Below are 25,798 nucleotides of genomic sequence, written 5' to 3' on the forward strand. Positions count from 1 at the left end.
GAGCTTTCTTGATATATATTATGCTGACACAGCTAACCTAACTTTTTTCTTATAATGACTAGGAGCACAACTAAATCGTTCCTTAAAAATTTTAGAAAAGTAACTTCTACTTGTAAAACCTAGGCTATATACAATTTCAGATATATTTAAATCTGTAGTACTCATTAGCTCTTCTGCTTTTGAAAGTCTTACGTATCTTATGTATTCACAAACAGTCAAGCCTTTAGTCATTTTAAACCCTTCTTGAATTTTTGCAGCAGATAAACCTATTTTTTTAGTCAAGATATCCAACTTATGATCTAAATCAGGATAATTGTCTACATAGTCTATTAATTCATTTATAGATTTCAACTCTGTTCTTGTTAATGAGCAAGAAGAGTATTCTGCATTTGCAATGTCTTCTTTATGTTGTTCAATTTCAAGAGCTAATATAACATTTACTAACCCTTTTATAAGTAAGGACCTTACAATGCCTTCTTGTTTTATAGCTCTCAATTGCTTAATATATTCTGCAATCTTTAGATTAAATGAACCTAAGTGTATGAAATCCTCTTGTTTATTTGAAATAAATAAATCTTTTAAAGAGGCATTGATGTTTGAACTATAATCGTTTGCATTTTCTGTGTTTACATAAATGATAGACGATTGTATGTGCATGTCTTTGTATAGATACAAAGTATTGGTTTTTGATTGTATATTTGAGACTATTCCTGTTTGAAAATTATCTATGGTATTTTTGTTATTAGAATTTGCAAAACTGTGTGAGAATTTACCTTTAGAGCAATAGGCAAAATTCACATAATTACCTACTTGTGCATTAAGTGTAATTTTAACATCTTCATTTAAATTTAAATCAAATTCTAGAAAAGAAATTTGATCTCCAAGATCAATAGATCTAATGGTTCCTTTGCCTAGTTCTCTATCTATTTCTAAAATATTTTCTTTACCGTTAGAGATTAAATTACCACCTAACTCGATTTGTAAATTTTCAAAAAAAGAATTTAATTCGTTTATTTCTGGTTGTACTGTTATCATGATGTTGAATGGTTTAATTAATATTGATTTTAAAGTTAGTTTTCAAACAAATAGGTAATAGTCTAATTACTCTGTTTTTGAGGTGTTTTGAACTAACTCATTTTTTAATGTAGATCCATTATTTGTTTGTATTGGTGAAGGAGAAATTCTGCCTACTCTTGCAAACTGTTTGTCTATAAAGTTGGATTGCGTTTTCATAATTATAAGGTTTACATTAATTTATGTTACAAAGATGCACCCTAAATCAAGGTTTTCTGTTATACAATTTTTGAAAAGTGTTACATTATTACAGGAAAACGTTAAACAAATCATAATACATGTTTTGGAGATTTAATAGTAGAATAGGCGATATACTTTAAGAATAAAAGTGCATGTTCTAAATAATATTGTAGAAAAAATAAAATGAGGAACTTATCAAATACAACTGTAAGTACTTAAAAAGGATTAAAAAATAAGTGTAATGATGAAGAATGAATTACTAAAAACCAAAATTGTTATCGTTACTTTTTTTTTTGTACGAACTATATACAAGAAGTAATACTGCAGATACAAGTAGTAAGTGTATTAAATTTTCAGATCCATATACAAAATAACCTATAGCCCAAAGAATTACCAAAGTGACTATAATTAAATAAGTTAGTAGTTTCATATTACAGTTTCGTATTCTAAAATTTAGAAGAAATTTTCAATGCTAGAGATTTATAGATCGAAAAGATGACATCTAGTTAAACGCTGTAAATATCAATTTTAATCACTTGATGCGTGTTACATAATATGACATGGATGTTATAAAATTTCCATTTTAGTTTACAAAGGTGTTTTGTAATGTTACATTTCAGAATTAAAAATGATAACATACACTTTAGTTAAATAGTTAGCTCGGTATGTAGATTTTAAATATAGAACCTTCGTTTAGTTTTCCTTCTGCAGTGATATTTCCTTTATGATTTTCCATTATTTTTTTGCAAATAGACAGTCCAATTCCCGTCCCAGAGTATTCATCTCTACTATGTAATCTGCTAAAAAGGGTAAATATTTTTTCCGCAAACTCTTGTTCGAAGCCAATACCATTATCAATTACGCAAATTTGGTGATAGTAACCATGAGTTAAATTAGGTAAGTTTTTATCCTCAAGAGAATGTACTTTAGCATATGTAATATTAATTACTGGAGGAATATCGTCTTTGCTATATTTTAGAGCATTACCAATTAAATTAATAAAAAGTTGTTTAATCTGAAATGGGATAACCATCATATTTGGCATCTCATCATTATAAATTATTGCTTTTTTACTAATTATGGCTTCTATATTTTCTTGCTTTGCAGCTTCGATTAATTCATTGATATCTGTTAATTCAGTAATGTTATCAGATTTATTAGTTCTAGAAAATTGTAGCAGATCGTCAATTAATAATCGCATACGAGATGCAGCTTTTTTGATACGTGACATGTATAATTTTCCGCTATCTGATAATTTTTCATATTCCTTCTCATCAAGCCTGGAAATAAATGTTTGAATTTTTCTTAACGGTTCTTGTAAATCATGACTAGCAACATAGTTGAATGCAGAAAGCTCCTTATTGTTACGTTCCAATTCTTCATTTCGTTCTTCAATGAGTCTAAAATTGTTAACCTCATCAGTAATATCTGCGGTTGTACCTATTAAATTATTTTCACCTTCGTTGTTAACATATAATTCACCGAATGCTTTTAAGTGTCTTATTTCTCCATTTTTTCTAACAACTCTATAGTATATAAATGGTAAATTCTTTTCAATAAGCATATTTTCAACTTGAGTCGTCAATTTTTGAACATCATCTTTATGGACAAACTTCATAAAGTTTTCAATATTAGATTCAAAAGATTGTGGTTCTTCACCTAAAATTCTATAAAAATTATCTGAAAACTCATAAACATCCTGATCAATATTACAAGTCCATGATCCATGCTTACTTACAATTTCAGATAAGTTCGCAGATTCTTTAAAAATATTGAGTTGTTCATTATTTTCCTTGAGAACTTTTAAATCCCTGTTTATAATAGCATATGCAACAAGTAAAAGTAACAAGGTTAGAATTAAAATGGAATACAAGATAATTGGTGTTCGTTCTAACGCTTTTTTGTTTTGTACCTGCCTTATTTCAAGTATTTTGTCCTCATAAGTAATCATGGTCTGAACTTGTTCCCTGATACTATTCATTTTTAGATTACCTAACTTAAAGCTAGATATGAATTTGGGAGATCTTATTTGGCCTAATTTATAGCTTTGTAAAGTTTCAGAAAGATAAAAAAGGCGTTTGCCAATCGCTTTATTGAGGCTGTCTAGATTGCGTTGCTGTTCGGGATTATCTTTAGTTAAGACATTGATTCGTTTTAAATTTTCTGCAATTTTTATTCGTCCCGAATTATAACTATCTATAAAACTAGAATCATTTATAATGATAAATCCATGTTCACTGGTTTCAGTATTTTTTAGATTAGCTAATAAATTTTTTAACTCTAAATTGACTTCATAGGTATGTTTTACCATTTCCATAGAATCTTTTAAATCTTGAGTATGTTTATATGAAAAACCTCCAATACACAAAATGACGAAAAGACCTAAGCCAAAAGCTATTTTTAAAAAATGATTGTTATAAGTTGAAGTGATCCCCATTTTTATAAGCGTAGTAAAAAATTATCCTTATTTAAACTATCTGTTTGATATTGCCAATTGGTTGTTACTACCTCAGATAAAGCTTTCTTTAATTTTTTAAAATCATTAGGCTTTTTAATATAGATATTAGCTCCCAAAACAAATGTTTTTTCAATATCCTCTTCTGATGCAGAAGTTGAGTAGATTGCAATTACCATGTCTTTTAATCGAGCATTTTTTTTAATATCAACCAAGCATTCAATACCCGATTTTTTTGGCATATTTAAATCTAAAAATAATAACTCTGGTAAGATACTATCAGTTTTGTTTAAATATTCCATTAATAATACTCCATTATTATAGGTAGAAACGTTGCTTTTTATTTTCAACTCTTCAAATGCTTCAGTAAAGAATAACCTGTCATCCTCATCATCATCTGCCAATACTATATTGATTAAGTTATTTTGCATAAATCATTAATTATAGAGTTATCTCTCTTCTCTTCACAATAATTCTTTGAAAAGCAGAAGGTGTAATTCCTGTGGTGTTTTTAAATTGTGTACTTAAGTGAGCAACGCTAGAATAGTTGAGTTTAAAAGCAATTTCAGTAAGTGTCATACTTGAAGTTGTAATTAAATGTTTTGCGTGTTCTATTTTTTGTAAAATAATGTAGTTCTCAATAGATGTATAGGTTATTTCAGAAAACAAATTAGATAAATAACCATAACTATGATTTAATTTTTCAGCAAGATAAACAGAGCTTTTTACAGTAATCGTTTCTTCTTCATCGTTGACCATCTCTATGATAGCGTCTTTGATTTTCTGAATTAAAATACTTTTTTGATCTTCTACAACGGTTATACCATAATCTTCTAATGTGTTTTTTACATCAATCCATTGAGTTTTGGATAGTTTATCTAAAATTTCAATTTCGCCATAAGCCAATATTCTAAAATTGATATTAAGATTAGAAAATTGATTGCTCAAAATGTTATCACAGAGTTGCTTAACGTCAAATTTTAAAAATAGTTTCATAGCGGTCAATACAAGTTATAAATTTAAATTATTTAAAATTATAAAAGAGCTTTATCGATTATAAAATTAGCTTAATACCGCATATTTATGATAGTATAAATAATGTTTTTTTTCTTCGGAATACAGAAAACAACTTAAAAAAACCATCACATGATAGTTTAAGTTGTTTTTTTTGTATTTTTATAAAGTTTTGGTTTTAAATCATTTACACTCCCTATTTAATTAATTAAAATTTTAGTTGTGTGGTCTATTGACAGATAGAGATTAATCTGTTGTGGCTATACATATACCAACTTTTTAAATTAAATAGTAATGGCAAAAAGAGCAAAGTTATACGGTAATAAAGTAGAGTTAGACAATACAGATGCAATTCTACCTTCCTATTTAAATTCAAAATTTGACTTAAAAACCATTATTGAAGTCTCTTCTACACGGTCTGAAAATAAAACATTAATAATTGATATTGAGCCTGATGAAATATTATCAATTCAATTTTCCGATGATACAGAATGGATTGGTTATCCAGAAGATTTACAAGAAATTTACGATCCAGCAACACTAGAAAAGCGGTCAATTAATGATGCCGACTATTTATTTGAAACTCAAATCTCAAGTGAAGATCAATCTAGAGGTTTGATAAGTAGGGCAATAGTCAAATTATTTAGTGTTTTTACACCAAAAACTGTTGCAAAAACAACGATAACTGCATTAGCCAAAACTTATGATAAAAAAATTCAGCAATACCCAGGATTATATAGTGTAGATCGGGAATTCAAATTATCGCCAATAAAAGGAATGGCAGACAATAAACATCTTCTTTTTTTGCATGGTACATTATCAACAACAGTAGATGCTTTTGCAAGTTTAAAAACCAGTAATATTTGGGAAGATCTTCTAAATCAGTATAATGAGAATATTATTGCACTAGAGCATCATACATTATCTCTAAGTCCTTTGCAAAATGCTTTAGACTTTCTTAATGCTTGTCCAAGCGATTGTCATATAGATATTATAAGTCATTCTAGAGGAGGCTTAATTGCAGATGTTCTTGCAAAATGTGATTACAGAAATTACACATCTCAAATAGGATTTAGCGAAAATGAACTTTTGATCCTTAAAAAAGAAGATAAAGTGTCTTATAATTTGATGTTAGAAATCAATAAAGTAGTAGAGTTAAAGCGACTAAAAATAGATAAAGTAGTGAGAGTTGCATCTCCAGCAAGTGGAACCACAATTTTATCAAGACGAGTTGACCATTTTTTTAATTTATTACTCAATGCAGTGTCTTTAGCATTTGGTGTTCGTAACCCGATGTATAGCGTTGTTAAATCTTTTTTATTAGAATTAATTAGCCAGAAAGAAAATCCTGAAGTGTTACCAGGACTTAATAGCATGATGCCAGAGTCTGCATTTCAAAAAATGATGAATGCAGCCGATACTTTTGTGACCAGTGATTTATATGTCATATCGGGAGATTCAGATTTATCTGGAGTTAACTTCAATTCATTAAAAGTAATTCTTGCCAATCTATTTTATCGCGCTCCCAATGATTTAGTTGTAGATACACATCGAATGAGGCATGGGTTTTTAAGAAAAAATGGTGTTTTTGAGTACCTATCTAAAGGAGGCGAAACCAATCATTTCAAATATTTTTCTAATTCAAACTCACAAAATGCCATAGTTGAGGCTTTACAATCTACTAATGAACTTCCAGCGATTAGTTACAATAAAATAACGCTTACTGAAGGAGAACGAGGTGTCGTATTAGACTTGTTTTCTATGGAAGGTTTTTCATTAAAGCCTAAAAATATAACTAGAGATGTTGTCATTATCATTCCTGGCATTATGGGTTCAAGCCTTTCTAGCGAAGGAGAGGAGCAATGGGTTAATATGCGCAATCTTAATAAAGGAGCAATACCTAATGACCTAAACATAAGTTCTACAAAAGTTAAAGCTTCTGGAGCAATTAAAAAGTTTTACTTAAAAATAGCAGAATATTTTTCTTCGGAATATGATGTGATTACCTTAGAGTTCGATTGGAGAAAGTCAGTTGCACCTGCTGCTCAAGAATTGGCAGATTTAATAGATACTTTAGTTAAAGACAATGTAAATGTGAACATTGTAGCACATTCCATGGGAGGATTAGTTGCACGTCAATGTATGATGTCACATCAAGAGACTTGGAAAACGTTTTCTAAAAATGAAAAGAACAAGTTTTTAATGTTGGGTACTCCATGGCTTGGTTCTTACCTCATAATGGAAGTTCTAACAGGACATAGCAAACGAGTTAAACAGTTAGCAGCAATAGATTTTAAAAACAATAGAAAAGACTTGTTAAAAATATTTTGGAAGTTTCCAGGTGTATTTGAATTGCTTCCGATAGAAGCCAAAGGAAAAAGAGATTTCTGGAATGCGACATATTGGGATGGTTTAGATAAAAAGTCCAAGCTCAAGCATATGCCTTCCGCAGCAACAAATAAAACATCATTAAAGTATTATGATACCTATAGAAAAAATGTGATCAGCTTTTTAGAGGATGTTGAAGGCGACACATCGTTTTTTAAAAATGTATATTATATCTCAGGTAAAGCAGATAAAACCGTTTTTGATTATAAATATAAAGATAGATTATTTTCAAAATTTGAGCAACTTGTTTACAAAACCACATCTTATGGAGATGGAAGTGTCACTTGGCAAACAGGAATACCTACACAGTTAAAAGGAAGTAAAAACCTATATTATTCTAACACATCTCATGGAGATTTAGCAAACGAAACTTATATTTTTGAAGGTATTAAAGATATAATCAAAACAGGAAGCACCAATAGATTAAGTACTCAAGAACCAAGATCTAGAAGTGGTGAAATTATTGGAGAATCGCATGAATTTGCAGAACCATTGTATAATGAAGATGATGTTGTTAATTCTATTTTTGGATGCCAAACATCATCTCCAATTGAAACAGAAAATATCAATGTTACAGTAGTTAATGGAGATCTTAAAGTAGCGTCTTACCCAGTATTAGTGGGACATTTCTTTATGGATATGATTTTGAGTGCAGAAAAAGCTTTAGATGGTTATTTAAATAATCGACTTTCACAACGAATGGATATTGGCTATTATCCAGGTAAAATAGGAGAGAGCGAAGTGTTTTTTAATTTAAACACACAACCAAAAGGTGCCATAATTTGTGGATTGGGAGATAATAGTGAGCTCACAACTTATTTACTAGCTAAAACAGTAAAATTAGCAGCTTTAAAGTACGCGATGTTTATGAGAGATAATTATACATTGCCTCGAGCTAAACGTTATGCTAACGGAATTTCAGCAATATTAATTGGGATTGGTTATGGTAAATTACCTCTCGAAGATTCTATTAAAGGGATCTTGTTGGGTCTTTCTGCAGCGAACACATATATCATAGAAAGTGGAGATGGCTTAAAACCAATTAAAAATTTAGAAATTATAAATTTTTACGAATCTATAGCGAGTCAAGCATATCTTGGCCTTAGTCGTATTAAAAATAATGACAAACGTATCTCCTTCAATTTAAATAAAGGAATTGTCTCCAGAGCAGGAGCTAAGAAAAAGCAAATGTTCTCAGAAACCCAATATAATTGGTGGTATAACCTTCATATAAGTAGTGTTTTAAAAACGTTTGAAGATCTTAACAAAAAAGCAATTATTGATGGATTTAAATACTTTTCATCTAATGGATTAGCAAGAGTAGAGAAGGAGATGATAGGAATTGGCATGGATAAGATTCACTTTTTGCTGGAAGAAAATTCATACCAATCATTTTGGGATAAACGTTTATCTAAAACACTTTTTGAAATGCTCATACCAAATGATTTCAAAAATATATTTAGAAATCAAACCAATATGATCATCAAGTTAGATAAAGCATCTGCTCAAATTCCGTGGGAATTATTACATGATTCAGAGACTGGTGAAACTCCAGCTTCGGTAACTTCAAGTTTTATAAGACAATTAGTTACAGAAAATTCAGAAACTTACCTTCAAGTAGAATTAAATAACAACTATGTTTTTGTTGTTGGAGACCCAAATTATCAAAGTGATAGTTTGCCTCAGTTATCTGCAGCTAAAGAAGAAGCAGAGTGGCTTTCTAAACAATTAAATAGTAATGGTTTTAAAGCGTTTTCATTTATTAATAGTGATACTAAAACGATCATGATGGAAATGTTTAACCGAAAATATAAAATGCTTCATTTCTCAGGACATGGATTATATGATGTTGAAAATGATAACATAGGGATTGCAATTGGTAACGGTATGTGTATTGATCCTGCTATGATTAATCAAATAGGTTACGTTCCAGATTTCGTTTTCATTAATTGCTGTTATTCAGGAACTATCAATATAGAAGACGATAAATTTACAAAAGATCGTTATTTATTAGCAGCAAATATTGGTACGCAGCTTATTGAGATGGGAGTTAAAGCCATTGTAATATCTGGTTGGGCAGTAGATGATAATGCTGCTAGAACATTCTCTGAAGTATTCTATGAGAAAATGTTTGATGGTTATGATTTTGGAACGTCTGTACAAAAAGCCAGATTAGCTTGTTATCAAAATCATCAAAAGTCAAGTACTTGGGGAGCGTATCAATGCTACGGAAATCAATTTTACAGATTCAATAACAGAAAGAACTCCATGAAAGACGATCTTGAATATGTGATTTCGTCTCAAGTATATACAGATTTAGACAATTTGCTAATAGCAATTAAAGATCGAAAGTACAATACAAACAAAGCTCTAAGGAAACTAGAACATTATTTAGAAAAAGTAGAAGAGGCTAACCTTTTGGATGCGAACATTTTAGAAAAAGAAGCACTAGTCTATAATGAACTGGGTAAAAGCGAAATTGCGCTTCAAAAATTTAAGGATCTGTTTTTGTATGCAAGTGGTAATTTCTCGATACAAGCTTTAGAAGAATACTGTAAGATAAAAACCAATCATTTAAATAGTAAAAATATATTAGAAGATTTGAAGGAGATTGAGTTTTTAACTTTAATAGGTAAAAACCCAACAAGACTTAACATTGTTGCTAATGCATACAAATTTGCGTCCATTCATTTTGATGAAAAGTCAGAACAAATAAAACATTTAGAGATAGCATTTAAACTTTACGAAGAGTCTTACGAATGCTCAATAGATCCTTATCATGGCAGTTCTCTAGATGCGATCTCCAACTTAATTTTTATAGGTCATATTCTTGAGTTATTAGGACAAGGCAAGTTATTAGATCGTATGAACGTAAGTAAAGCATTTGAAAATGTTGTAGATGTAGAAAGTTATCTTTTAGATCTTTACAATGAACTAGAAGACTATGATAAAACAGATTTAGATATTTCAGTGTTAATAGGAATGGCAGAAGCTAGTTATGGATTGATTCTACTTAAAAGCAATTTTAAGCCAGATATCGAGATTCAAATAATTGATAAGTTCAAGGATGTGTTTGCGTTGCTTTACAGTCCGAAATTTATAGATTATGAAATCATTCAAATTGATTTCTTATTAAAATATATGAAAGACGATGTCATAAGAGATCAATTAGAACAAATTAAAACCGAAATCAATAAACTCATTATTTAATTAAAATCACGTAGATATACCTATTGCATAAAGTTGATTTTATTTGGAACTTTATTCTCTAAAAATCAATTAGTTATGAATATTTTTAATTTTTCTAAAGACGAACATCAAAAATTAGTAAACATCAATGCGTTATACAATTCTTCTAAAAAGATAAGTACTTTAAGCGCTTCGGAAAATGGACTCAACGAATTTTGGTCTTACTTACAAAAATGTGAAAGTTATTTCACCAACAAAACTTTTAAAACGAATGGATATGATCACGATATGGAAAATATGCTATCGCTTTATATTCTTAATAAACTTGTTGACGAAGGTTACTTAACATCAATAATACGTGATTTAGGTCTCCCAAAAAGTGATATTAATTTTCCTTTAAAAGAAGGGGAAGCATCGTTAGAATCTCAGATTTATTCAATTTTAGGGAATTTTGTGGCTGAAGATGGTACACTTTATTTCATCTCTAAATATTGTCAGTTAGATCCCTTATGGACAGCAGTATTGGTTTGGTATGCGTATTATAAACATCTAGATCCAAAAGGTGTGCATTCTTTTGTAGAAATTCCTAAATCAACTAAAGAACCAACTAAAGAACCAACTAAAGAACCAACTAAAAATCCAACAAAAAAACCGGGAACTAAACCTGCAAAAGCGAAAATTGCAATTCTTGGAGATTGGGGAACAGGTCAATGGAAAGACGGAGAATTAACAAATGCTCCTGCAGAATTAGTCATTAATGGTATTGAAAGCCTAAAACCAGATTATGTTGTCCATTTAGGAGATGTCTATTACGCAGGAACATCTAATGAAGAAAGAAAAAAACTAATAGGACTTTTAAAAGATAAATCTCTAGGTAAATTATACACAATGAATAGCAATCATGAGATGTATGATGGAGCCAATGGTTTATATAAAGAAAGTTTATCTAATCCTTTATTTAAAGAACAAATAGGATGCACATATTTCTCAATAGATATTGGAGATTGGATTTTAGTAGGATTAGATTCTGCATATTTTGATGAAAGTGCATTGTATATGAGAGGTTCACTCTACAAAGATATTAATAAAAGCCCTCAACATAAATTTCTAAATGATCTCTCTAAAAAAGGAAAACCATTATTACTTATGACACACCATAATGGAATTGGAGTAAAAGACCATAAATTAACAATAAATAAACCATTGTGGACTCAAGTAGCATCAGCTTTAGATGGGAAAATGCCAGATCTTTGGTATTGGGGACATGTACATAACGGTATTGTTTATAATACAGAAAAATTGAGTTTTCCAGATACTATAATCCCAAAATCAACAACAGGTCAAACACCTCAATTTAGATGTTGTGGTCATGCATCTATGCCTTTTGGGAATGGCTCGGGATTTTATATAGAGCAAAATGGAGTTAAAACAATGCGAGATGAACTCAACTATTATGCACATACACCTTTAAATGCAAGCAAACCAACATTGTCACAAGAAGAGCGTGTGCTCAATGGATTTGCAATAATTGAAATTAATGGATCTGAAATTAAAGAAACATTTTATGAAGTCTCAAACGAGAATTCAATACCAAATCCTGTTTGGAGTTCTAAATAAGCTTTAGAAAATTATAAATAGATAAATTAAAAACACATAATATGTCAGATGATGGAAGTGCTCAAGGAGCAATATGGCCATTGCCAAAGTTTAGATTTGAAGTCGATTTAGGAACAGAATTACAAGGAGTTTCATTTCAAGAAGTCTCAGGAATGGATGTTGAAAATCAAATCATTGAGTATAGACAAAGTAATAGTTCTTTATTTTCTACGGAAAAAATGCCAGGAATAGTTAAGTACGGAAATGTAACCATGAAGCGTGGTGTCTTTGTAAACGACAATACCTTTTGGGATTGGCATGCAGAGATTAGTATGAATACAATTAAGAGGCGAACAGTGCTTATCAAACTATTAGATGAACAAGGTAAAGTAACCATGCAATGGCAACTTAATAATGCTTGGCCAACAAAAATCACAAGTACAGATTTAAAATCTGATAGCAATGAAGTAGCGGTAGATACTATTGAAATTGCCCATGAACAATTAATTATTACTAATGGTTAAGCTTTCAACAATTGACGTCTCCTCTTCAACCAAACAAAAACCAATAGTGACAAAACCCCACAAATAGAAAATCCTATAAACAAGGGTAAAACAGAGGTTTTTACAAAACCACCAATGTAGTTTGCAATTGGTACTGCCATAACTGTGGACACAAATCCGTTAATTGCTGCACCAATGCCTGCAATATGTCCAATAGGCTCCATTGCTAAAGACCGCAAATTTCCGAAGAGAAAACCAACAGCAAAAAACTGTAGTAAAAAAAAGGTAACCAATACATGAATACTTGGATTATCACCTGTAAAAAACAACAGCACATATAATATTGAAATGAAAACATAGGCTATTGTTGCATAATATGCGATATTAAAAGATCCAAACCTTATTACCAATCTGCTATTTGTAAATGTCGCAAATCCTACCGAAAATGCGGTACTTGCAAATATGTAAGGAAATAATTCACCTAATTGATATTGGTTTTGGAAAATTTGCTGAGATGTACTCAAATACACCATAAAAGAACCAGTTATAAATCCTGAAACGAAAGTCAATGCAACAGCTTCTTTATGTCTTAGAAATTCTACAGTACCAGTAATAAAAATACTAGGAGAAAATTTAATTCGTTTTTTGGGTTCTAAAGTTTCGGGTTGTCGTTTCCAAAACCATAATACAATAAGTAAACCTATAATAAGATTGACATTGAAAATTGCTTTCCAATTAAAAAAATCGAGGAGTAATTGTCCAAAGGTAGGTGCAACAATGGGAACCAAGATAAAGAACATGACAATTATAGAGAGAATTTTTGCCATAAAATCACCACTATAAGTATCTCGTGTCATGGCAATAGCAATGGTTCTAGGAGATGATAGACCAATTCCTTGAAGAATACGACCAAAAATCATGACTTCTAAACTATCTGCTGTCACACAAATAATAGTTGCAATAACAAAAACGGTAAATCCAAAATAGACCATTGGTTTTCTCCCAAAACTATCAGATAATGGTCCAAAAATGAGTTGTCCAAAACCTAAACCCAAGAAAATCATAGTAATCAGTAATTGATTATCCTTTTCATTAACCACTCCAAGGGCATCACCAATTTGTGGTAAAGCTGGTAATAAGGCATCAATAGATAAAGCGACTAAAGACATCAAAGATGCCATTAGTGCTATAAATTCAATCTTATAAGTTGGTTTATTTTGCATCGTGCAAAAATACGAGAAAACAAAGAGTATTTGCTGTCTAATATTGAATTAACAAAACATTAATCGTTCTTGAATTTGATAACAATTTACAACCGTATATTTGTGTTTTCAAAAATATATATGAGACATTTACAAGCATCAGATTCTAAAGATAAAAGCAAACCCAAAGTCACCCTAAAACAAGCGTTTAAAACCATTATTTGGCCAAGACGAAAATTGGTGTTTATTGGTTTATTACTTATTGTGATAAGAAGTTTATCAGGACTTGTATTGCCATGGCAAAGTAAAGTCTTATTGGATGATGTTGTACCAAAGGGTAATACAAGTGATTTATGGACATTAATCATCATTGTAATTGTTGCCATTACAGTGCAAGCAGTCACATCATTTTTATTGACAAAAATATTAAGCGTACAAGCACAGTATTTAATTAGTGAATTACGTGCCCAAGTTCAAAAGAAAGTATTGTCTTTACCAATTAGTTTTTTTGATAACACAAAATCTGGTGCTTTAGTATCACGAATTATGAACGACGTAGAAGGTGTTAGAAACCTTATAGGTACTGGTTTGGTGCAATTGGTTGGAGGAAGTTTTACAGCCATCGTATCCTTAGTTATTTTGATAAAACTCAATGCTTGGATGACTTTGTTTGTGTTTATTCCTTTGTCTATCTTCGGAATAATAGCCTTGAAAGCCTTCAAATACATTCGTCCTATTTTTAGAACCAGAGGAAAAATTAATGCTGAGGTTACTGGTCGTTTGACCGAAACTTTAGCAGGTGTTCGAGTCATAAAAGCATTTAATGCTGAAGACCAAGAAAATAAAATATTTGAAAAAGGTGTAGATAGACTATTTCAGAATGTAAAAAAGAGTTTAACAGCAACTGCATTAATGACAAGTTCTTCTACGTTTTTGATAGGAGTAGCGACAACCGGAATTATGGGAATTGGAGGTTATTACATGATGTTAGGCGAAATGTCTACTGGTGATTTTCTGTTTTTTACTTTGGTATTAGGATTTATGATTGCTCCAATCGTGCAAATGAGTAATATTGGGAGTCAATTGACCGAAGCTTTAGCAGGTCTGGATCGTACAGAGGAACTCATGAATATGACTGCGGAAGAAGATGATACCAATAGAACGATAGAACTCCAAAACTTAAAAGGTGAGATAGAATTTAACGATGTGTCTTTTGCTTACGAAGAAGGAAAACCTGTATTGCATAATATCAACTTTAAGGCCGAATCAGGTTCTGTGATTGCATTGGTAGGAAGTTCTGGTTCTGGAAAATCTACCATTGCAGGATTATCTGCTACGTTTTTAAATCCTAAGTCTGGATTGATTTCAATTGATGGAGAGGATTTATCAAAAGTAAATCTAAAAAGTTTTAGAAAACATTTAGGTGTTGTATTGCAAGATGAGTTTTTGTTTGAAGGTACCATTCGTGAGAATATCATGTTCCCTAGGCCAAATGCAACAGAAGCACAATTGCAAGCAGCAGTAAAAGCTGCTTACGTTAATGAATTTACAGATCGTTTTGAAGAAGGTTTAGAAACTTTAATAGGTGAGAGAGGTGTAAAGTTATCTGGCGGACAACGACAAAGAATTGCAATTGCTAGAGCAATTTTAGCAGATCCAAAGATTATTATTCTAGATGAAGCAACGTCTAATTTAGATACTGAGAGTGAGGCCTTAATTCAAAAATCATTAGCGCAATTAACCAAAGACAGAACAACCATTGTCATTGCTCACCGTTTAAGTACGATTAGAAAAGCAGATCAAATTTTGGTTATTGAAAATGGTAAGATTGCAGAGCGTGGAAATCATGACGAACTCATTGCTTCTCAAGGAAGATATTATGATTTATACACCTATCAAGCTAAGATTTAATAGTTTTAAACTGTATTAAAAATAGATTGTATGATTACAGAGACATTGATTAAATTATTCCGAAGAGATTTAAATAAATTAAAAGAGGAAATAAACGCGTATCAAAAGGAAGACAATCTTTGGGTTTCAAATGATATGATATCCAATTCTACAGGTAATTTAGTATTACATCTCATTAGTAATCTTAACCATTTTATTGGAACTATTTTAGGTGATTCTGGATATGTAAGACAACGAGAATTAGAATTCTCACTAAAAGATGTACCAAGAGCAGAATTGATTGTTCAAATTGATGAAACAACAAATGTTGTCGTATCTGTACTTGAAGGTTTAACTGAAGCCGATTTACAAAAAAAATACAAACGTCGCGTTTTTGAAGATGATATGACTACCGAATATTTTCTAGTACATTTATCTGCACATTTAGCATATCACTTAGGGCAAATAAACTACCATAGACGATTATTAGATGAATAGTTTATGATGGCTTTTCTGCTATTTTGAGATTAACCTTTTTTACCAAATGAGAGCTATAAATGAAATTTTAGATTTAAACTATTATGGATGTATCTTCTAAATTATTTAGATGTAAGTAATGTAAAAAAAAGTGTACTAAACAGAGAAGGAAATGAATTTTATCTTGAACATTATTAAGTGGATATTTATAATTTTATTTTTTCCTCTATCATTAGTTTTTGTTGGTTATTACAAACAAAAAAAAGCAAAGAAAGAATATCGGGAAAGAGAAATGAGTAAAAGAATTACGACTTAAAAATACTAACATATATAATACCATGAAAACGAAATTTTACATTCTATCTTTACTATTGCTTAGTGTGTCATTCACGTCATTTTCTCAAGACATGTCTTTTGAAGAGTACAATCCTAAGTCAACATTAGTTGTTCCTGGAAAAATAATCAAAAAAGCAAAATTTCCTTTTATAGACGTGCATGGTCACCAATATCAAATGCCAACTCAGGATTTGACACCTGTAGTTGCTGCTATGGATACTTTAAATATGGGAATCATGGTCAACCTCAGTGGTAGAAATGGAGATGATCTCATAAAATCGGTAGCAAATATTGATAAGAATTTCCCAAACCGTTTCGTTGTGTTTTGTAATATCGATTTTGAAGGTGCAGGAAAACAAGGTTGGATTGAAGAAAAAGTAGCACAACTCAAAGAAGATGTTAAGAATGGAGCACGCGGACTCAAAGTATATAAAAGTCTTGGTTTACGTAATAAAGATATCGATGGAAAACGTTTAGCAATTGATGACTCTAGATTGAACCCAATTTGGAAAACTTGTGGAGAGCTAGGAATTCCTGTGTTAATTCATGCAGCAGATCCTAAATCGTTTTGGGATGAGTTTGATGGTGATAATGAACGTTGGTTAGAATTAAAAACGCATCCTCGTCGCAAACGAGAAGCTAATGATCCTGCACCTTGGGAACAAATCATACAAGAGCAGCACAATATGTTTAAAGCGCATCCAAATACAACCTTTATCAATGCGCATATGGGTTGGTTTGCAAATGATTTAGGACATCTTGGTAAATTACTTGATGAAATGCCAAATATGAATGTTGGAATTGGTGCCATCATAGCAGAGCTAGGTAGACAACCACGTTTCGCAAAAGCTTTTTTTATGAAGTATCAAGATCGTATTCTCTTCGGAAAAGATAGTTGGAAACCAGAAGAATTCCCTACCTACTTTAGAGTTTTAGAAAGTGCAGATGAGTATTTTCCTTATCACAAAAAATATCATGCTTATTGGCCAATGTATGGTTTAGATTTGCCAGATGAGGTACTTAAAAAAGTCTATTATAAAAATGCATTACGAATAGTTCCTGGTTTGGATAAAAGTAGATTTCCTAACTAATAAACTGTTAATTGTTTGATTGTCAGAGTTTTGAATTAAAATTCAGTTTGTAATTTTGCTAATAACTTTTTTGATAGAACACTTTAATAAATTCAGATTAATTTATCTTTACTATTCAAATTAGAATAGTAATTCCATGAATAAATGTTACCTATTGGTAAGTATTGCTTTGATTTTCTTTACTTCGGAAATTGGAGCACAAGAACAATCATCTGCACAAATAAAAGCACTTATTGAATCTTATAAGGCCGATGCACGTGGACCATATCTGCGCATCAAATGGTTTTGTGATGATGGTACAGAGCGTGAACCAAAGGATCCGTGTCCTGATAAAATAGGAGGTATCCAACATGCCAGTTTTAAAGAATCTACCTTGAAACTTCGCAAAACGAATCATTTGTTTTTTGCTGAAATATTAGCAAGTAACAAACAAAAAGATTTCTTAGATGCTAATGATGATTTCAGCAGACTAAAACAATACCAAATCAATGCTTATTTAACAAGTATTGATGATGGTTGGGTATTGAGAAAAGCTCAATATTATAGAGGAGCCATTCAAAGTGAAGATGAAGAAGCTTGGGGAAAAGAGTTTTTTGAAACCATTTTAAAGGATGATGATTTATTAGATGCTCATTATTATTTAATTCGCCAAGCGTTAAAGGATATTCCGCATAATGGAGATGATAACTTAGCGCAATTAATGCGTAGTCAATCTAAGACATTATCTGAAGATATTCCGTCTTTTATGGATGCCAGAATTAAAATTCATGGACAACCACAAAAATCTGATATTGATTTGGTTAAAACGTTCATGGTAGAAAAAAGCGCGAAAATTTCCGAAGTAAAACGTAAAGAGTTTGAAGCGTTGATTGCAACTATGGAAACCTTTTATGCACCTCTAAACTTAACTTCATTAGAAGGTGAGATTAATAAAATGCCGGTTACTGAGGATATTAAAAAAAGTTTTAAAACCCTTATAGAATCTTCTAGAAATGAACCATCTGCAGAGCAAATAGTCGCAGATATTACTAATGTATTGTATCAAATTAGATTAGATATTAATAAGATAAGTAGCTCTAAAACACGTTTATCACTTCTTGATTTGTCAAATCGTTTAGAGCAAAAATTATTAATAGAATCTCAAAACTGGGAGACACCAACATTATCACAAAACCTTAATAAAATCAATACGTTGATTTGTGCTTCTGTAGGAACTGGTTTAATTGAAAATTGGGAATATAATGCCATTGAAAATGTGATTTCTGATCAATTGGTTAATGTTAGAATCAGCATTTCCGACTTGAATGATTTGTTGGTAACCTCAAGAGGTGTTGTAGAATGGAGTGCGTCAATGGTAAAAGCAAATTATCAAGAAATTGTAGATAAATACACCACTTTTGAGCCAATGGCTTATGGGTTTATTGACGATCGTGTTAGAAGTAGTGTTGCACTAAATCTTGGAAATACAGTGAGTGATTTAGGTGCTTTTGTGTCTAAACTTTCAAATATTGAAAATAAGATCATGGCTATTGATAATCAAACGTCTGTTAGAGGTTTGAATCCTGGTTATGCTTACGGAACATTGATTGTTGTTGATGGAAATCCGGATGCTGTAGAAGTCAACACTAAAAATATATACATTTTTGAAAAACCTCCTGCAGACTTAAAACCTATCGCTGGAATTATGACCGTATCGGAAGGTAATTTAGTCTCTCACGTGCAATTATTAGCGAGAAATTTAGGAATTCCAAACGCTGCATTGTCTTATGATAATTTGAAAGCGCTAAAACAATTTAGTGGTCAGCAAGTATTTTATGCAGTTTCAAATAAAGGGAATGTGATTTTAAAAGTAGAGGATGAGATGTCTGCTTCGGAAAAGGAACTGTTCAGTAAAAAAGAACGTAGCAAGAATGTCGTTGAAGTGCCAACCGCTCAAATTAAGTTAGATGTAAAGACTATTGTAAACATGAGAGATGTTGATGCTAGTGATTCAGGAAAACTTTGCGGACCAAAAGCAGCCAATTTAGGTGAGTTGAAAAAGATGTTTCCTGAGCAAGTGGTAGAAGGTTTAATTATTCCCTTCGGAATTTTTAGATCTCATATGGATCAGCAAATGCCTGGAGCAAACGCATCGTATTGGGAGTTTCTTAATAACACTTTTGATGAAGCAGACCAGATGAAAAGTGATCATATTTCCGAAGAAAAAATAGAAGCATTTCAATTGGAAGCTTTGGCTAAATTACATAAAGCGATGTTAGATATCAATCTAGATGCTGCATTTGTGGCAGATATGAAATCTAATTTCAAATCGGTTTTTGGTGCATCTATGGGAGACGTTCCTGTGTTTTTGAGGAGTGACACCAATATGGAAGATTTGAAAGAATTTACTGGAGCTGGATTGAATTTGACACTTTTTAATATCAAAGAAGACCATAAAATTATTGAAGGGATTAAACGTGTTTGGGCTTCGGCTTATACAGAGCGTAGCTTTAAATGGAGACAGAAATTTTTGTCGAATCCTGAGAATGTATTTCCATCAATATTGATTATCCCAAGTGTGGATGTGGATTATTCTGGTGTGATGATTACAAAAGGAATCAACTCTGGAAACGATGATGATTTAACGGTTGCGTTTAGTCGTGGAGCAGGTGGAGCAGTAGATGGACAGTCTGCAGAGACACGTTTAATCACTGCGAAAGGAAACGTATTGTTATCTCCAGCAAGGCAACCAGATTACATCAGACTACCAACATCTGGCGGAACAAAAGGCTACACAACACCTTTTGAATCTCCAATTTTAAATGATGGTAATATAAAAGATATTAGAGAATTAGCGAGTGCGATTAGAACATCAATGAGTTCTCATTCCGATTCTGGAAAACAAGCCTATGACGTAGAGTTTGGGTTTAAGGACAATAAATTATGGTTGTTTCAAATACGACCGTTTGTTGAGAATAAACAGGCAAAAAGTTCAGATTATTTAGCATCTATTTCTTCACAGAATGATGTTAATGAGTTGGTTATGCTAAAAACGAAATTGTAATAAACGTATTTACATGAAAAAGATATTTTATTTAATAATAATTTCAGGAGCATTATTGTCTTTTGGTTTTACATCTTATTATCCAATTGATGGTTATAAAACAACTGGAATAAAACGACTGTATCAATTACAGAAATTCCAAGAAGATAATGTGCCTTATAAAAGAATTCCTTTTGGCGCTTATAAAAAATTAGAAGACATCAAATTAAACTTGGCATCAAGGACAGATAGTATTGATGCGCTTTTAGTTGAGGATAAAGACTTTGCTAAAGATATGGCAAAACTGTTGCCAGGTGCAGGATATTCTGGAAGTATCATGGATATGTCAAACCCAGATAAATTGCGTTATGCAGCATTTAGAGAAGATGTAGGCTATCAACCAGGAAGTGTAGGTAAACTAGCGGTTTTGCTAGCTGTTTTTGATCAAATGGCTAAGGTTTGTCCAGATTCTTGGGAACAACGTGCTATGTACTTGAGAGACATTAAAGTGACCTCTAGATATTGGGGATTAGGAGATCATCATACCATTCCAATTTATGATATTGAAAAAGATAAGCTCACAAAAAGGCAAGTTATTGCTAGTGATGAGTTTTCAATTTACGAATGGTTAGATCACATGGTTTCTGTGAGTAATAATGGCGCAGCAAGTATTATGTACCGTGAGGCGATGTTAATGGCAGCTTTTGGTCCCGAATATGTGAATTTGACTGCGGAAACATCTGAACAATATTTTAAAGATACTCCAAGAGATTCATTAACTAATTTAGCGCATTCTGTTGTCAATGATCCCTTACGACGCTTAGGAATTACAGAAGATGATTGGCGATTAGGTGGTATGTTCACAAGAACTCCAGATAAGTATGTTGGACGAAAAGGAGGAAGCACAGGAACACCAAAAGGATTAATGAAATTTTTAGTGCAATTAGAGCAAGGAAAAGTTGTTGACAAAGAATCAAGTCTAGAAATGAAACGTCTTATGTATTCTACAGATCGTAGAATTAGATACGCTAAATCTACTCGATTAGATAGTGCAGCTGTATATTATAAATCTGGGAGTTATTACAAATGTGATCGAGTTAAAAATCCTAATTGTAAGGATTATGCAGGAAATGTATTCAACTATATGAACTCAGTAATTATTGTTGAGCATCCTAATGGTGTTAAGTACATTACGTGTTTGATGACTAATGTGTTGAATAAGAATTCCGCAGGAAACCACATGTATTTAGCGAGTATGATTGATGATATTATCAATAAAGATAATAATGCAATGAAAGAAACGATTAAAGAAGTTGAGTATAAAAGTGATAAAGACGAAACCGATAATTAACTAATATTGTTTCCTTTTTGGGACACAACATTTATAACAATTTAATGATTATTGTTATGCTAACTTAGCAATAGATCAATAGGAGTTTAATATAACTAATTGATATATTAATTAAGAAATAGTCCGTAAAAGAAATTCAGTGTTAGCTCTAATTTTTTTATTGGTTTCATTAATTAAAACCATTTCTAAAAGTGGTTTATAATTTGCAGTATTAGATTTTTCAATAAGATATAATACTGCAAATTTTAATTTTACGTCTTTACGCTTTAATAATTCATTGTAACATTCTAATTCACTTAAAACCTTAAGATTTAGTTTCTTTATTTTTTCTTCGGAATTGGAATCTAATAATATGGATTCTGCCACAGGAATCAACTCTTTTTTAAGTTGGCTATTAAGTATATTGTCTAGAAACTCAATGGCATGAATACGCTGTTCTTCTTTACCATTAATGATGGTATTTAAAATAGGATCTACATCGTTTGGTGGATATTTTATGCCTAAAAATCTAAAAATACGTTGAAGCTGTCTATCCAAACGTTGTTCTAATAAATGTATTAATCCATTTCTAGCTTCATTTTCGTCTTTAGATTCGGTAGCTAGTGCTTTCTTTTTATATTGAAGTACAATTTGAGTATGAATTACAGCTAATGTGTTTTGATATAATTGACATTCGTCTAGAATTTTATCTACAATAAAACGGTCTTTAATTTTTAAGTTTGGATATTTCCATTTTAAGCGTTTTAAGGCTTCAATAGCTTCTACTTTTACAGTATGCTCTGTGTCATTAGTTAATAGAATTAATGTATTGATTGCTCTTTGAGATTTAAACTTTTCAATCGCCAATATAATATAGGCAGCGTCTTCAAAATCAATAGTTTCTTTTATGATTTTATTGTATAATAAATCAATAACGGGTTCGCCATAATAATAGAGAGCATCAACAGCAACAGCTCTGGTTTCTTTTTGTGATAAATGTGAAATTATTAAATCTATAAAGTCTGGATCTAAGGTTTTTGATGCACTAATTATTGCAGTTTTTACCACCTCAATATCTTTAGAGAGTAATTGAGTTTTAATGACATTGTAATAAGCGCTTATTTTTGCATTTCCAATACTTTCTAAAATAGCTTTTATGGTATTGCTTTTAAATTCATCATTTGTTAATTCTGAATATTTAGTCAGAGCGACTTCTATTTTTTGTTCTAAATTGAATTTATTTTGAAGCAATTGATTATTTCTTAGCTCTAGTGATAAACCTAATAGCGCAGCATTACTAATCGTATTATCATCACTATTAATATATTTTTCAAATAAAACGATGGTATTTTGCTTGTAGTTTTTTAATAAGTATCTAAAAGCCGACGTAGTAACATTTTGGTCTTCATCATAAACCATGTTTTCTATTTGTGAGGACAAGTTTTCGGTTTTAAGAAAGTATAAATTTTCTATTGCTAAAGATTTCACTCGAGGAGAAGGATGGTTTAAAAGGTTTTTAATGCCTTTAAAAAAACGTTCATCTTTTACCTCAAGAGTTTTTGTAAGCATATTTATAATTTGATTTTCGGTTCCATTATTAAATACCCTTTGTACCGAATCTATAATTGAAGTTACTTTAATTTCCTCTTTTAAATGTTTACTTTTTTTATTGTTAGATATTTCTAGCAAGTCTTTGAATGCAACGATATATTCTTTTCTCAAAAAGTAAATAAGTGTAATCCAAATCACGATTAAAACAATAATGATAATACTTATATAAGTTGAAGAAATATCTAATCCGTTAATAAAAAAGATTAAAATAAAACCAGCAATTCCTGTAGCAATACTATCAACAACAACATCTGTAAAGGTTTTTGTTTTCTTTTTAATATCAATAGGTATTGGTATGGATAATAATTCTGTAGCTGCTTTGTTAACAGATTGTTTTAAACTCCCATCAACAATTTTAATAAATACTACAACCCATAATTGAGGAATTAAAAGTAATAGGAAAGAACCAACTAGAATTCCTGTAGGTAACCATAAGAGTGATTTTCCAACTCCAAAAGTTCCAACAATACGTTTAGTTAAAAATAATTGAATGATTAATGAAATAACACTTAAAGTAGAAAACCAAAATCCAAAAAAGGAGGTAAGCTCATCTTGGTTATCTATGAGTCTAAAAGCATAATCACTATATTGATAGTCTACTAATTTTGCAACTAAAACACTAATACCAATGACTAATGCTATTAAACTTAAAAGCTTAGACTCTCTAATTAATTTTAAAGGAGAATCTCCTTTCGGGCTACTTCTAAAAGAGACTTGAAAAGGATTTAATTTAATAACTTCTGTTTTCCAAATAAACCTGGTTATTACAATACATATCATTAGAAGTAAAGCTGCAACAAAAAGCAAATCTTCTGTATTTATAAAAGAGGTGAGTAAAGATGTTAAGTATCCGCCAAAAATTCCGCCAGCTATTGCTCCAGCACCTATAAATCCAAAAACACGTTTAGCTTCTCTAACATTGTAAACGAGGTTGGCTAAAATCCAAAATTGAGAAGCAGTAAGCAAGCCAAAAATGGCTACCCAAACGTAAGGTATGTATAATAAAAAACCATTAATTAAATTAAAGTTTAGACCTATACCAAACAGTATTAAAGAAATTACAGATCCAATTAATGTTCTGTCAATAATAATATTTAAATGATATTTCTCTAGTGCTTTATCATAAAAATAGGATCCAATTATTGCCATAATAGCAGTGAAAACATATCCTAATGGTAAAGCATCAGAGCTTAATTCAGAAAGAAAAAGAGAATTAACTGTAGGTTTAACAATTAATAATGTAGTGATTAAGATGAAAATATTAAACTGAAGCAGAAGGGTTTTATTTAACTCTTCTGCTTTTATATCAAAAACTTTTAAGACATTTTGTTTAAGAGCCTTCTTAATAGACATGTAGGTGTTTTAATGTTAGTTAACTAAAAGAAACAAAAATACTTAATATGCATATTAGTTGTTTAGCCTAAAAGGCTTTATTTTCAATATCTAAATTAACCTATTTTTAGTATTAAACGGATAGCTAATTTTAATTAGAAACAAAGCTGTTTCCTTTGCTTTTCGTTAAAGCTGTTTCAATTGGTTTTACAAGACTTCTAATAATTTGTTCACCATTAGCATCATCTATTAAAGCCACTAATATATAACGTCTATTTATGTCTTTTCCCCAAACAAGTATTGAATCTGAGTGATAACTTCTCCAAGATCCAGATTTTCTGTATAAATCTGCTTCTGGTGCGATTTGCTCAACAGTATTTACGAACTTGTGATGCAATTCTGGATTACCCATTATTTTAAGCATTTGTGCAGAACGTTTTCTATTAACTAATTTGCCATTAGCTAATAAATAATAGTAGCGACATACTTGATTTACAGTTGCAGCATGACTTAAGTTTTTAAGAGGTTCTCTATTAGTGTCTCCACCGCCTCCATAACGTTTTCCTACCCAAAGTCCACCTCCATGATCTTCATCATAAAACATGTACTTAGGATCTGTCATAACAGCTTCTAATTTATCATAACCAACTCTATCTATCATTCTAGTTGATGCAGCATTGTTAGATTTACTGATCATAAGACGCATGTCTTTTTTTACTTCACTCGTTTCTTTAAGTTCACCTTTTTCAATAGCATCCATTGCTGTTAGAAGTATAGCAATCTTAGGTAAACTTGCTGCATACATCATGTGATTACCATTTATGTTAGCAAATTTTACCTGATTAGGATTACTTAAGTCTACGATTCCAACCGACATCTTTTTTTGTGCTATCAAAGATTTCCAATGTGGGTTTTTATTAATTTCCTTTTCTAAATCAGCTTGTAATTGTGGGTCAACTAAAGTCGAAAGTGGTTTAATTTTGGAATCATCAATTTTAATTGGAAGTCCATTTTGACCAAAAAGAAAAGTAGAGACTACAAATAATAATACTGTAAATACAATTTTGTTTTTCATCAATTTTAAGTTATTATAAATTAGTCAAAATTA

General features: G+C 31.0%; 17 protein-coding genes. 8 read left to right on the forward strand and 9 right to left on the reverse strand.

The features are described 5' to 3' along the window. Nucleotides 1-18: 18 nt before the first annotated feature. From IM744_RS09305 to IM744_RS09325, 6 genes are all read right to left on the reverse strand, one after another. A complete protein-coding gene (locus IM744_RS09305; RefSeq protein ID WP_194507855.1) occupies nucleotides 19-1,035 on the reverse strand; it encodes a helix-turn-helix domain-containing protein in 1,017 nt (338 codons plus the stop codon). A 66-nt stretch (nucleotides 1,036-1,101) separates the two neighbouring features. Further along, nucleotides 1,102-1,233 carry a hypothetical protein gene (locus IM744_RS20785; protein ID WP_262892950.1) on the reverse strand — a complete coding sequence of 44 codons (132 nt, stop codon included), beginning with the start codon at nucleotides 1,231-1,233 and terminating at the stop codon, nucleotides 1,102-1,104. Nucleotides 1,234-1,513: 280 nt separating this feature from the next. After that, nucleotides 1,514-1,684, reverse strand: coding sequence for a lmo0937 family membrane protein (locus tag IM744_RS09310; protein WP_194507856.1), 171 nt, complete (start codon nucleotides 1,682-1,684; stop codon nucleotides 1,514-1,516). 225 nt (nucleotides 1,685-1,909) lie between these two features. Further along, nucleotides 1,910-3,691, reverse strand: coding sequence for a CHASE3 domain-containing protein (locus tag IM744_RS09315; RefSeq protein ID WP_194507857.1), 1,782 nt, complete (start codon nucleotides 3,689-3,691; stop codon nucleotides 1,910-1,912). Between the two features lie 2 nt (nucleotides 3,692-3,693). After that, the gene (locus IM744_RS09320; protein WP_194507858.1) at nucleotides 3,694-4,140 is read right to left on the reverse strand and encodes a response regulator; all 447 of its coding nucleotides are present in this window, start codon (nucleotides 4,138-4,140) and stop codon (nucleotides 3,694-3,696) included. Nucleotides 4,141-4,150: 10 nt separating this feature from the next. Continuing rightward, on the reverse strand, nucleotides 4,151-4,705 hold the full coding sequence (locus IM744_RS09325; protein WP_194507859.1) for a helix-turn-helix domain-containing protein: 555 nt from the start codon (nucleotides 4,703-4,705) through the stop codon (nucleotides 4,151-4,153). Nucleotides 4,706-5,017: 312 nt separating this feature from the next. Between IM744_RS09325 and IM744_RS09330 the strand changes: the two genes are divergently transcribed. From IM744_RS09330 to IM744_RS09340, 3 genes are all read left to right on the forward strand, one after another. After that, a complete protein-coding gene (locus IM744_RS09330) occupies nucleotides 5,018-10,321 on the forward strand; it encodes a DUF7379 domain-containing protein (protein ID WP_194507860.1) in 5,304 nt (1,767 codons plus the stop codon). Between the two features lie 75 nt (nucleotides 10,322-10,396). Next, nucleotides 10,397-11,917 carry a metallophosphoesterase family protein gene (locus IM744_RS09335; protein WP_194507861.1) on the forward strand — a complete coding sequence of 507 codons (1,521 nt, stop codon included), beginning with the start codon at nucleotides 10,397-10,399 and terminating at the stop codon, nucleotides 11,915-11,917. A 41-nt stretch (nucleotides 11,918-11,958) separates the two neighbouring features. Continuing rightward, a complete protein-coding gene (locus IM744_RS09340; RefSeq protein WP_194507862.1) occupies nucleotides 11,959-12,420 on the forward strand; it encodes a phage tail protein in 462 nt (153 codons plus the stop codon). On the opposite strand, the gene IM744_RS09345 is transcribed toward IM744_RS09340, so the two are convergent. Then, nucleotides 12,417-13,622: a multidrug effflux MFS transporter gene (locus IM744_RS09345; protein ID WP_194507863.1), complete on the reverse strand. Its 1,206-nt coding sequence runs from the start codon at nucleotides 13,620-13,622 to the stop codon at nucleotides 12,417-12,419. The two genes, IM744_RS09340 and IM744_RS09345, sit on opposite strands and share 4 nt — an antisense overlap. Nucleotides 13,623-13,742: 120 nt before the next feature. Between IM744_RS09345 and IM744_RS09350 the strand changes: the two genes are divergently transcribed. From IM744_RS09350 to IM744_RS09370, 5 genes are all read left to right on the forward strand, one after another. After that, nucleotides 13,743-15,512, forward strand: coding sequence for an ABC transporter ATP-binding protein (locus IM744_RS09350; RefSeq protein WP_194507864.1), 1,770 nt, complete (start codon nucleotides 13,743-13,745; stop codon nucleotides 15,510-15,512). Nucleotides 15,513-15,542: 30 nt separating this feature from the next. Then, the gene (locus IM744_RS09355; RefSeq protein WP_194507865.1) at nucleotides 15,543-15,989 is read left to right on the forward strand and encodes a DinB family protein; all 447 of its coding nucleotides are present in this window, start codon (nucleotides 15,543-15,545) and stop codon (nucleotides 15,987-15,989) included. Between the two features lie 317 nt (nucleotides 15,990-16,306). Beyond that, the gene (locus tag IM744_RS09360; protein ID WP_194507866.1) at nucleotides 16,307-17,395 is read left to right on the forward strand and encodes an amidohydrolase family protein; all 1,089 of its coding nucleotides are present in this window, start codon (nucleotides 16,307-16,309) and stop codon (nucleotides 17,393-17,395) included. Nucleotides 17,396-17,531: 136 nt separating this feature from the next. Beyond that, nucleotides 17,532-20,438 (forward strand): PEP/pyruvate-binding domain-containing protein, encoded by a 2,907-nt coding sequence (locus IM744_RS09365; protein ID WP_194507867.1) that lies wholly within the window; start codon nucleotides 17,532-17,534, stop codon nucleotides 20,436-20,438. Nucleotides 20,439-20,451: 13 nt separating this feature from the next. Beyond that, a complete protein-coding gene (locus IM744_RS09370) occupies nucleotides 20,452-21,768 on the forward strand; it encodes a serine hydrolase (protein WP_194507868.1) in 1,317 nt (438 codons plus the stop codon). 111 nt (nucleotides 21,769-21,879) lie between these two features. On the opposite strand, the gene IM744_RS09375 is transcribed toward IM744_RS09370, so the two are convergent. Both IM744_RS09375 and IM744_RS09380 read right to left on the reverse strand, forming a co-directional pair. Then, entirely contained in the window at nucleotides 21,880-24,711 is a 2,832-nt protein-coding gene (locus tag IM744_RS09375) for an Npt1/Npt2 family nucleotide transporter (RefSeq protein WP_194507869.1), read from the reverse strand. Nucleotides 24,712-24,841: 130 nt separating this feature from the next. Then, nucleotides 24,842-25,765 (reverse strand): serine hydrolase, encoded by a 924-nt coding sequence (locus IM744_RS09380; protein WP_194507870.1) that lies wholly within the window; start codon nucleotides 25,763-25,765, stop codon nucleotides 24,842-24,844. Nucleotides 25,766-25,798: the final 33 nt, after the last annotated feature.

The sequence above is a fragment of the Psychroserpens luteus genome (genome assembly GCF_015319355.1).
Lineage (GTDB): Bacteria > Bacteroidota > Bacteroidia > Flavobacteriales > Flavobacteriaceae > Psychroserpens > Psychroserpens luteus.

Coding starts and splice junctions, on each gene's coding strand:
- IM744_RS20785 (WP_262892950.1), bottom strand. CDS start 1,233: ATGAAAACGCAATCCAACTTTATAGACAAACAGTTTGCAAGAGTAGGC.
- IM744_RS09365 (WP_194507867.1), top strand. CDS start 17,532: ATGAATAAATGTTACCTATTGGTAAGTATTGCTTTGATTTTCTTTACT.
- IM744_RS09350 (WP_194507864.1), top strand. CDS start 13,743: ATGAGACATTTACAAGCATCAGATTCTAAAGATAAAAGCAAACCCAAA.
- IM744_RS09380 (WP_194507870.1), bottom strand. CDS start 25,765: ATGAAAAACAAAATTGTATTTACAGTATTATTATTTGTAGTCTCTACT.
- IM744_RS09305 (WP_194507855.1), bottom strand. CDS start 1,035: ATGATAACAGTACAACCAGAAATAAACGAATTAAATTCTTTTTTTGAA.
- IM744_RS09355 (WP_194507865.1), top strand. CDS start 15,543: ATGATTACAGAGACATTGATTAAATTATTCCGAAGAGATTTAAATAAA.
- IM744_RS09320 (WP_194507858.1), bottom strand. CDS start 4,140: ATGCAAAATAACTTAATCAATATAGTATTGGCAGATGATGATGAGGAT.
- IM744_RS09340 (WP_194507862.1), top strand. CDS start 11,959: ATGTCAGATGATGGAAGTGCTCAAGGAGCAATATGGCCATTGCCAAAG.
- IM744_RS09345 (WP_194507863.1), bottom strand. CDS start 13,622: ATGCAAAATAAACCAACTTATAAGATTGAATTTATAGCACTAATGGCA.
- IM744_RS09335 (WP_194507861.1), top strand. CDS start 10,397: ATGAATATTTTTAATTTTTCTAAAGACGAACATCAAAAATTAGTAAAC.
- IM744_RS09360 (WP_194507866.1), top strand. CDS start 16,307: ATGAAAACGAAATTTTACATTCTATCTTTACTATTGCTTAGTGTGTCA.
- IM744_RS09310 (WP_194507856.1), bottom strand. CDS start 1,684: ATGAAACTACTAACTTATTTAATTATAGTCACTTTGGTAATTCTTTGG.
- IM744_RS09315 (WP_194507857.1), bottom strand. CDS start 3,691: ATGGGGATCACTTCAACTTATAACAATCATTTTTTAAAAATAGCTTTT.
- IM744_RS09330 (WP_194507860.1), top strand. CDS start 5,018: ATGGCAAAAAGAGCAAAGTTATACGGTAATAAAGTAGAGTTAGACAAT.
- IM744_RS09370 (WP_194507868.1), top strand. CDS start 20,452: ATGAAAAAGATATTTTATTTAATAATAATTTCAGGAGCATTATTGTCT.
- IM744_RS09325 (WP_194507859.1), bottom strand. CDS start 4,705: ATGAAACTATTTTTAAAATTTGACGTTAAGCAACTCTGTGATAACATT.
- IM744_RS09375 (WP_194507869.1), bottom strand. CDS start 24,711: ATGTCTATTAAGAAGGCTCTTAAACAAAATGTCTTAAAAGTTTTTGAT.